Genomic DNA, 9,656 nt, shown 5'->3' on the forward strand with positions numbered 1-9,656 from the left:
CTCTCCCCCTCTTCCCCTCTGCTCGTGCGCTCGTGCGCTCCTCTGCTCCCTACTGATAACTGATAACTGTTTCATTGATTTGTTAATTTTATTTGCTTTTCGTAAATAAGTATTGCAGTATATGAAATAGGAGGAGAGATTTGAGCATTTTTTCACCACTTTGTCAATAATCTCTAGTGCAGACATGACGTACACAACCGAATCAGCTTTTTCTTTTGCTTCCAATCGCCTTAAGTCTGATTTTCAGCTAGCTGATGCCGTGCCTGCTACCATTTCTTTGGTGAAGCGCCTCAGCACCGACGACCAATTCGCACTGCTATGGTACGCTTACACGGAAATGGGTCGTTCTATCACGCCTGCGGCTCCTGGTGCGGCTCGATTGCAACTTGCAGAAGGTTTGCTCAATTCTTTGAAACAAATGTCTCACGCTCAGCAGTTAGAGGCAATGCGCGACTTGGTAGAGCGAAAAAACACTCCAATTAGCCGCAGCTACGGTATTTTAAGCAATAACACTAAATTAGCTTTTTGGTATGAGTTATCAGAGCTAATGGTTCAAGGTTTTGTCGTTCCTATGCCTACAGGATACCAGCCTTCTCGCGATGTGAATGAAACACTGGCAACGATTAAACAGCTCGATTTCGGTCAACAAATTACCGTTTTGCGGAAACTTGTCGCTGATATGGGTGTCGATCCTTTAGCAGATTAGTTGTTCGTTATTTGTCATTGGTCGTTTGTCATTCGGATAGTACCCACAAATAACTGATAACGAATGACAATTCCTAGAATCCTTCTATAGGGGCAGGTTTTGACCTGCTCTTATATGCGATCGTGAGCGTTAAGAGCAAGCTGTTTTTGTCGAGAAGGATTAATGAATCGCATGGAAGCATCAACGCGATCGCCGCAGGATACGGTACAACAAATAGCAGGAATTACAGAATCTACCATTATTCGTTACTTTGACACATTAAACACAGAAAATTATCAAGCCTGTGCAAATTTATTCGCTACAGATGGAGTGATGTATCCTCCTTTTGAAGAAGGAATTGTGGGACGAGAGGCGATCGCTTCCTTCTTGCAACGGGAAGCCCAGGGGATGAAGTTGGAGCCAGAGCGAGGAATTTCCCAAAGTGTGGAAGGCGATTTGGAAGTGCAAGTCGTGGGGAAGGTGCAAACCCCTCTGTTTGGCGTGAACGTTTCTTGGTTCTTTTTACTCAATTCTCAGCAAGAAATTGCTGCCACCAAAATCAAACTCTTAGCCTCACCGCAGGAGTTGTTGAGTTTGAAGCGATAGAAAGTTGTATATCTTAGGTACTTGAAGCCAACACTTGCTGAAAAGATTTTGCTAGGAGTTGCCGACCCATTTCGATATCTTTAGGACTGCATTGCCAGTCTGGATATGCAGTCATTAGCAGACTTTCTAAAGTTTCATAATCGAATAAGTGCCATACAGCAGCACCATTCACCTTTGCGGAGATGGCATAACAGTTAGAGCTGATGCAGTAAACAGTACAAGTACTGGCTGCCCGCGCTACAGTCATTTGTTCCCCTGCTTGCAAGGCTCTAAATTGACGAATTGCTTGCTTGAACTCGTCAAAAGAGGAGACTGTTAGCCCTGGAATTGCTACGATCGCGCTGCGATCGCCATTAACAGCAATCCAGTAGTGATGGCTAGGATCGATTGCTTCCAACCAGGGTAGTTCATCATCAAGACGGTAGCGCGGAGACAAAGCAAATAACTGTGTCATGGGTATATCTGGGTTCTGAATCTTACGCCCAATTTCAAGCGATCGCATAGCTTGCCATTAGAGCAAAAACTCAAACTTAGCGCTTAGCTCGTTTGACTGTGCTATGCAACCCTTTACCCCACTATTAGACATTCACTACCGATTGATAAACCTAACTTAACAAAATTTATAGTAATACTTGCTATAAGTCGAACTTTTTTAAATATTTCTCTGTAGAGACGCGATATATCGCGCCTCTACAAAAACCTAGCCAACTAGCCCAGATCTCAGGGCGCGGACTGCGGCTTGGGTGCGGTCATCGGCGCAGAGTTTGTTCAGGATGTTGCGGACGTGGGTTTTTACCGTACCAACGGTAATGTATAGTTTTTCCGCAATTACAGCATTACTACAACCTTCTACAATTAGTTGCAATACCTCTAATTCTCTTTCGGTGAGGGGGTAAGCAGCTAACATTTGGTCGTAGTCTTCATCAGCTGCATGGATAGCAACAGTTTTGTTATCTTTGTCTTCTTTACTAACTTCGGCGACTACAGCAGCAGGAACTTCAGCAGGTGCGGGTTTGACTTGCTGTAAAACAATGCGGGCGATCGCGGGGTCGATCCAAGCATTACCGCTGTGGGTGACGCGCAATGCTTCTAGTAAGTTATCGAAACTAATATCCTTCATGCAATAAGAATCAGCCCCCGCCGCAAAAGCAGCTAACACTGCTTCTCGATTGTCTCGCAAAGTCAAAATCAAAACTTTGGTAGTGAATCCTTCTCCCTCGCTTGCGGCTGCCTTAATCTCCCTAGTTAGTTCAATGCCATCTTTATCAGGTAAACCGATATCCACGATCGCAATATCGGGATGGACTGTCTGCAATAACTGCAAACCCTCGCTAGCGTTGGCAGCTTCGCCTACCACTTCAAGTTCTTGCCGCTGTTGTAGTGCTGTTCTGATCCCGACGCGAGTGAGGTCGTGGTCTTCAATTAAAGCAACGCGAATTTTACTCATGTTTTTTACATTGTTCATTTGTCATTGGTCATTTGTCATTGGTCTGGTACTAAATGACAGATGATGCTTTGGCTGCATGTCCTACAACTGAAAGTCAAGTGGGATTCAAAGCGAGGTAGACGCAGCCCTTACTCACTGCTCTAGCCATTCCATAAACTCTTGTAGGAGTGCTATATCAAGTAAGTTTTTAACTCTAGCTTTGTTCAACAATTCAATCTTAGTACTTTTATTTACATTGCCATCCTCATCAGCTTTCATGCTCCATCATTGCCTAGACAATCTTTTGCTATCCTGCAAAAACCTCTACTTATGGCTTTAATACTTTTACCCAGGTTTTTTCATCCCCCTCAAGAGAGAATTTTTGACTCTTCTCTTATTTTAAATTTTTTTAAATTTAAGGTATTTTAGCTTAAACTTATAATAAAACTTAATTCAACAATAGTTGTAAATTTTTTGGCATAAAGAAAGAAAATTTTTATTACAAACCACCGAAAAGACTTATGCAAAAAGAGTTTTTGGAAATTCTAATATTTAGATTTTCCCCTTCTATACCACTCTAGTAAGTTAATATTTTAACTGCGATACTGGTTGAATAAATTTCATGAATCGAACAGTGTCATAAAATTTTCTCTAGCATAAAAATAAAGTTGCTAATACAGTCAAAAACTAAATGAGCCAAATAGAAACAGTTCCTGGAGAACTTTGGCAGACCATCCATCCTGAAGATCGCGATCGCTATTACCAGCAACGGCAGCAAGCGATCGCTTGCCAGCAGGCTTACACTGTCTCCTACAGAGTTTTGGCAGCAGATGGAAACTATTATTGGTGGCAAGAACAAGTTATCCCAGAAGCGAGTGACGTACCGGATCGGCAAGTCACTTGTATCGATCGAACCGAAGTAAACTCGACCGAACCGGAATCGGCAAAGACACCAATAAAAACAGCACAACTAGAAGCCGTACAACAGAGATTTCAGGATTTAGTCAACGGGCTGGAAGACACAATCGTTTGGGAATACGATGCAGCAACGGCGCGATTTACCTTCGTCAGTCAAAGTGCAGTAGGAATTTTAGGATACCCGGTGGAGCAGTGGCTAGAACAGCCGAACTTTTGGCAGAATCTCGTTCACCCTGAAGATCGGGCAAATGTAGTATATTTTTACCACCAGGAAAAGCGAGAGCGCGATTGTAGTTTGGAATACCGATGCATAGCCGCAGATGGACGTGTGGTGTGGTTGCGCGATCGCCTGCACTTTGCCCGCGATCGCGAGGGAAAATCTAAACTGCGGGGATTGATGTTGGATATCACCGCAGCCAAGCAAACAGAAGCAGAATTACGGGAAAGCGAAGCTCGATTTCGCACGATGGCAGACGGCGCACTCGTGATGATCTGGATGGCTGGGACTGACAGTTTGTGGGAGTTTGCCAATCAGTCTTGGTTAAATTTTACCGGACGCAGCTTAAAACAGGAATTGGGAGAAGGTTGGACGGAAGCAGTACACCCGCAAGATGTCTCTCGTTGCGTGGAAACTTATTTATCAGCTTTTCACAGTCGGCAAGAGTTCGCGCAAGAATTTCGCCTGCGACGGGCGGATGGTAAGTACCGTTGGATCTTTGAAAAAGGCAGTCCTCGGTTTACCCCCGACGGAAGTTTTGCCGGATATATTGGCTGCTGTTTGGATATTAGCGATCGCAAAGTTTCGGAAGACGCACTCAAAACGCGGGCAGAGGAATTAACTTATCTCACAACCGTGCTAGCGCAAACTAACGTGACGTTAGAAAAGCGCAATCAAGAATTAGATCAGTTTGCTTATGTTGCTTCTCACGATCTCAAAGCACCATTGAGAGCGATCGCTAATTTATCAGGATGGATTGAAGAAGATCTATCAGACAAACTGACAGCAGACACGCGCCACCAAATGAACTTACTACGGGGGCGCGTCCATCGCATGGAAGCCTTAATTAACGGATTGCTGCAATATTCCCGCGTCGGACGAATGGACGCGCCAAAATTTGAAGTTTCTGTAGGAGATTTGTTAGCAGAGGTCGTTGACTCCCTCTCTCCACCTGAAACGTTCTCAATTGAGATTGCACCCATGCCGACAATCGTGACTGAAAAATTACCTTTACAACAAGTTTTCACTAACTTAATTAGCAACGCCATTAAATACCACCCCAGGCAGGATGGCAGAGTCAGTATTTCCGTGCAAGAGTATGCCTCAAATTATGAATTTGTCGTAGCCGATGATGGGGACGGAATTGCGCCCGAGTACCACGACAAGGTATTTGGTATTTTCCAGACCCTGTCGCCCCGTGACACAATCGAAAGCACGGGAATCGGCTTAGCGATCGTCAAAAAAATTGTCGAACAACAAGGAGGTACTATTCGGCTAAAATCACAGCCAGGACAAGGAGCAGCTTTTTATTTTACTTGGAAGAAGTGAGCAGTTATCAGTGACTAGTGGCTGGTGGCTAGTGACTAGAGAAAAGTCCAGCCACTAGCCACCAGCCACTAACTACTCAATACTCCCTGTTCCCTCAAAAATACTACAAACGATTGAGGTGTATATGCTCCAATTTTAGTCAAGATGGAATATATAAAACTTCATAATGAAAGACAAAATGATTCATATTCTACTTGTCGAGGATGACGAAGTGGATGTCATGAACGTAAAAAGAGCGTTTAAGAAAAATAACATTACCAATTCACTCTACACAGCTAGTGATGGGATAGAAGCATTGTCAATCTTGCGAGGAAGTGAAGGCGAACCATCGCCAATCCCGCAAGAGCGGCGATTGATTTTATTAGATTTAAACATGCCCAGAATGAATGGAATTGAATTTTTACGAGAATTGCGAGGTGATGACAATCTCAAGCAGATCCCTGTCGTTATGTTGACGACATCTAACGAAGACAGAGATAAAGTTGAGGCTTACAACCTGAATGTTGCTGGATATATTCTCAAACCAGTCACGTTTGATAACTTTGTCCAAGTCATGGCAACGCTGAATAATTATTGGACCTTAAGTGAAATGCCTTAAATGAGTGGTGCGTGGTGCGTGGTGCGTGAAAACTACCACTCCCGGCTCCAGACTCTCGATTCCTGATTTTTATGGAAGAACCAGTCAAAATTCTAGTTGTAGATGATGATGAAGTCGATCGCATGGCAGTGAGGCGAACGCTAGTTACTGCTGGGGTGAAGATGGATTTGTCAGAAGCAAATGGCTGTGCTGAAGCGATCGCCCAGTTGCAACAGCAGCAGTTTGACTGCGTATTTTTAGATTATCGCTTGCCTGATGGCGATGGCTTGAGTTTAGTACAACAAATTCGCTCTTTGGGCTTTACCGTTCCTTTGGTGGTATTGACAGGGCAAGGAGACGAGCAAATCGCCGTCCAGCTAATGAAAGCGGGGGCATATGACTATTTGTCGAAATCTAAACTGTCGGTAGAGGGACTAAGCCAGACTCTCCGCAATGCCATTCGCTTGCATAAAGCAGAATTGGCAGCTCAAGAGGCAAACAATCTTTTAAGAGAAAGCGAGGAACGCTATCGATTAGTACTAGAAGCTGCTAATGATGGGGTGTGGGATTGGTACTGTACCACCGATGAAGTTTATTGTAACGATCGGTTATTAGAAATTATTGGGGTCGAGCGGGCAGAATTTACTCACACCCCCACAGCACTATTAGATTTAATTCATCCAGAAGATTTACCCGAGATCAAAACTGTAGTTAGAAATCACCTGCTACACGGAGAAAAATGCGAAGCTGAGTTTCGGATTCTGCATTCCTCTGGGGAATATCGTCATTGCGTGGCTAGGGGAAAAGCTCAAAGAGATGCTCGCGGCTATCCGTACCGAATGTCGGGAATTGTGAGCGACATCACGGAGAGTAGAAGGCTGGATGCTGCGCTTAAAGCTAGCGAATCTCGGTTCCAGCGCTTGGCGGAAACAAATATCGTAGGTGTGATATTAACAAAGTTGAGTGGAGAAATTCTTGAGGCAAATCAAGCTTTTCTACAAATGGTGGGTTACACTGAGCAGGACTTAAAAGCGGGAAAGTTGCACTGGCAAAAAATGACCCCACCAGAATATGCCGAGCAGAATCGACTTGTCATCGAACAACTGCGCACGGCTGGTAGTTTTAATTATTATGAAAAAGAGTATATCCGTAAAGACGGAACGCGAGTGCCAATACTATTAGGTGCGGCAGTTGTAGAGCAGTCACCCGACACGGCAATTTGTTTTACTGTCGATTTGAGCGATCGCAAGCGTTCGGAAGCCGAAATTATTAGCCTCAACCGAGATTTGGCGCGACGAGTCAATGAGTTGGAAACGCTGCTCGACGTGATTCCCCTGGGAATTGCGATCGCCCAAGATCCGAAATGCCAGTATATTCGCGTCAACTCAGCAATGGCAAAGCTAATGGGGCTATCATCAACTGCTAATGCTTCTAAAAGCGCGCCATTAGAAGAACGACCGACATACAAAGTCTTCCGTCAAAGTCAAGAAATTCCTGCTTCCGAGTTACCCATGCAACAAGCAGCAAGCAGCGGTAAACCAGTGCTGGATGTGGAGTTAGACTTAGTAACCAAAGAAGGTACGCCCCCAGTCAAATTACTTGGCAACGCCGCACCTTTGTTTGACGAGCAAGGTCAATGCCGAGGCAGTATCGGAGCGTTTGTTGATATTACAGAGCGCAAACGGATTGAAGATCAAGAACGATTCCTAGTTGAAGCTAGCAACATTCTGGCTGCTTCTCTGGACTATCAAACTATTTTGAATAACCTAGCTCAATCGATCGTACCGCAGCTAGCAGATTGGTGTAGCATTCACATTCTCGAAGCAGACGGCTCGATCCGGCAGGTGAGCGTGGCTCATTCCGCATTATCTCAGGTACGGTGGCTAGAAGCCTTAGCTTGCCACTATCCTGTTAGTTCAAATAGTACGTTGGGCGTATCCCAGGTGATCCATACTGGGGAGTCAGTTTTATACCCAGAGATTGACGATCGCTTACTTCAAAATCTCGCCCGCGATCGCGACCATTTGCAGAGTTTGCGCCAAATTCAGATGAAATCGGCGCTGTGCGTCCCAATTCAAGCGCGCGGTAGGACGCTTGGAGCAATTAGTTTTGTGGCAGCTGAGTCACAGCGAGTCTATACTAATGCCGACTTAATATTTGCCGAGGATCTCGGTCGTCGGGCTGGGTTAGCAGTAGATAACGGGCGGCTTTACCAAGAGGCGAATGAAATTGGCGAAAATCTGCGTCAGGCGATCGTAATTTTAGGCGAACAGCAGCAACAACTGCGCGTCTTGCAGCGGATTGGCAACCTGCTCAACCAACGCCTAACCGACGTATCCGAGCTACTACACGTTATCGTCGGAGCTGTCTGTGATGGAATCCCCGATGCAGATTTTGCCGCGATCGCCACTTACAATTCTGCGACTGACGAATTAGAAACTTCTGCCACAGCAGGTATTGGCAAGGAAAGATTGCTCTTAACCGAAATTCTCGATCCCGACTTGGGAGTCTTGAGGCAGGTATTTGAGACTGGGGAAGCGCGGCTGATTAGAGGGCGAAGGGCGCAGGGCGCAGGGAGTAGGGAAGAGGGACAAGGGGGACAAGGGAGTAGGGCGAAGGGCGCAGGGAGTAGGGAAGAGGGACAAGGGAGACAAGGGGGACAAGGAGGACAAGGGGGAAGAGGAGAATTTAATTCCGAATTCCGAATTCCGAATTCCGAATTCTCTTTGGCTCCTAGTTCCTTGTATGCAGTGCCGATCGCTTCGGTGAATGGAGAGCGTTTGGGTGTATTGGTGGTGGGAAATTGGCAAAATCTTGATGCTTTCGATCCTGAAGACCAAAATTTAATGGCAGCGGTAGGAGAACAGGCGGCGATCGCGATCGGAAATGCCCGTTTAATCCAGGCTTTAGAGGAACGGGAAGAACGCCTAGCTGCTCAAAATTTGACTTTAGCCCAGCAAAATCGAGAATTAGAGTTAACTCGACAACGGATCGAGCAGCAAAATCTCCAGTTGATCGAAGCAGCACGGCTGAAATCTCAGTTTCTCGCCACCATGTCTCATGAACTACGCACGCCCTTGAATGCCGTGATTGGTTTTGCGCAAGTTTTGTTACGTCAGCGTTCTGCGGCTTTGTCTGCAACTCAATCTGGCATGATCGATCGCATTTTGAGTAATGGCAAACATCTCCTTGCTTTAATTAACGATATTCTCGATCTATCTAAAATTGAATCAGGTCGGCTAGAACTGCAATTAGAATTGATTAGCTTAGATCGTCTGGTCTCATCAACTATTGATGAACTTAGACCTCTAGCGGAGCAGAAGCAGTTACCTATACATGTCGATTTGCAAACAGAAAATGTGACAATTGTTAATGATAGTAACCGCCTGCGTCAAGTATTAGTCAACTTACTTTCTAATGCAATTAAATTTACTGAATCTGGTTGTATAGAAATCAAAACTTGCGAACTTTCAAATACACAGTTTATGCTGAGTGTCAAGGATACTGGGATTGGCATTGCTGCATCGGAACTAGAGCATATTTTTGAGGAATTCCGTCAAGTCGATCAAACGATAACCCGTAAACATGGTGGAACTGGCTTAGGTTTAGCAATTACCAAATCGCTAGTCCACATGATGCAAGGCAAAATTTCAGTTGAAAGTCAATTAGGTAAAGGTTCGACATTTAACGTTGAGTTACCGAAGACAGTGACTGGTGAGTAGGAAGCAGGGGACAAAATTCAAAATTCAAAATTCAAAATTCAAAATTGATTCACGCACCACGCACCACTTATTCCAGACTCCCGACTCCCGACTCTCTAAAGAATGAAGCTATTAGTTCAATATTCTGTTAGCGTGAACTTAGTTCGATCGCTCCCTTGTCCCCCTTGTCCCCCTTG

At 45.0% G+C, this 9,656-nt stretch carries 7 protein-coding genes; 5 read left to right on the forward strand and 2 right to left on the reverse strand.

Annotated features, from left to right (window positions below):
• Positions 1-184 precede the first annotated feature (184 nt).
• Complete coding sequence (locus C7Y66_RS28705; RefSeq protein ID WP_106548165.1) at positions 185-706, forward strand: orange carotenoid protein N-terminal domain-containing protein; 522 nt, start codon at positions 185-187, stop codon at positions 704-706.
• A 162-nt stretch (positions 707-868) separates the two neighbouring features.
• Complete coding sequence (locus C7Y66_RS28710; RefSeq protein ID WP_106548166.1) at positions 869-1,291, forward strand: ketosteroid isomerase family protein; 423 nt, start codon at positions 869-871, stop codon at positions 1,289-1,291.
• Between the two features lie 13 nt (positions 1,292-1,304).
• Here C7Y66_RS28710 and C7Y66_RS28715 read toward each other — a convergent pair whose 3' ends face one another.
• A complete protein-coding gene (locus tag C7Y66_RS28715; RefSeq protein ID WP_106548169.1) occupies positions 1,305-1,745 on the reverse strand; it encodes a hypothetical protein in 441 nt (146 codons plus the stop codon).
• A 246-nt stretch (positions 1,746-1,991) separates the two neighbouring features.
• The gene (locus C7Y66_RS33280; protein ID WP_039717060.1) at positions 1,992-2,738 is read right to left on the reverse strand and encodes a response regulator transcription factor; all 747 of its coding nucleotides are present in this window, start codon (positions 2,736-2,738) and stop codon (positions 1,992-1,994) included.
• A 670-nt stretch (positions 2,739-3,408) separates the two neighbouring features.
• Here C7Y66_RS33280 and C7Y66_RS28725 point away from each other — a divergent pair.
• The 3 genes from C7Y66_RS28725 to C7Y66_RS28735 all read left to right on the forward strand — a co-directional run bounded on the left by C7Y66_RS28725 (position 3,409) and on the right by C7Y66_RS28735 (position 9,480).
• Complete coding sequence (locus C7Y66_RS28725; RefSeq protein ID WP_106548167.1) at positions 3,409-5,181, forward strand: PAS domain-containing protein; 1,773 nt, start codon at positions 3,409-3,411, stop codon at positions 5,179-5,181.
• A 166-nt stretch (positions 5,182-5,347) separates the two neighbouring features.
• A complete protein-coding gene (locus C7Y66_RS28730; protein WP_015155457.1) occupies positions 5,348-5,779 on the forward strand; it encodes a response regulator in 432 nt (143 codons plus the stop codon).
• A 71-nt stretch (positions 5,780-5,850) separates the two neighbouring features.
• Positions 5,851-9,480, forward strand: a complete 3,630-nt coding sequence (locus C7Y66_RS28735) for a PAS domain S-box protein (protein WP_106548168.1) — start codon at positions 5,851-5,853, stop codon at positions 9,478-9,480.
• Positions 9,481-9,656 lie beyond the last annotated feature (176 nt).

Source organism: Chroococcidiopsis sp. CCALA 051 (assembly GCF_003015105.1).
In the GTDB taxonomy this organism is placed as follows: Bacteria; Cyanobacteriota; Cyanobacteriia; order Cyanobacteriales; family Chroococcidiopsidaceae; genus Chroococcidiopsis; species Chroococcidiopsis thermalis.

What these genes read in the sequence shown, in the direction of transcription:
- C7Y66_RS28705 (WP_106548165.1), top strand. Translation starts at nt 185, where the DNA reads ATGACGTACACAACCGAATCAGCTTTTTCTTTTGCTTCCAATCGCCTT.
- C7Y66_RS28710 (WP_106548166.1), top strand. Translation starts at nt 869, where the DNA reads ATGAATCGCATGGAAGCATCAACGCGATCGCCGCAGGATACGGTACAA.
- C7Y66_RS28715 (WP_106548169.1), bottom strand. Translation starts at nt 1,745, where the DNA reads ATGACACAGTTATTTGCTTTGTCTCCGCGCTACCGTCTTGATGATGAA.
- C7Y66_RS33280 (WP_039717060.1), bottom strand. Translation starts at nt 2,738, where the DNA reads ATGAGTAAAATTCGCGTTGCTTTAATTGAAGACCACGACCTCACTCGC.
- C7Y66_RS28725 (WP_106548167.1), top strand. Translation starts at nt 3,409, where the DNA reads ATGAGCCAAATAGAAACAGTTCCTGGAGAACTTTGGCAGACCATCCAT.
- C7Y66_RS28730 (WP_015155457.1), top strand. Translation starts at nt 5,348, where the DNA reads ATGAAAGACAAAATGATTCATATTCTACTTGTCGAGGATGACGAAGTG.
- C7Y66_RS28735 (WP_106548168.1), top strand. Translation starts at nt 5,851, where the DNA reads ATGGAAGAACCAGTCAAAATTCTAGTTGTAGATGATGATGAAGTCGAT.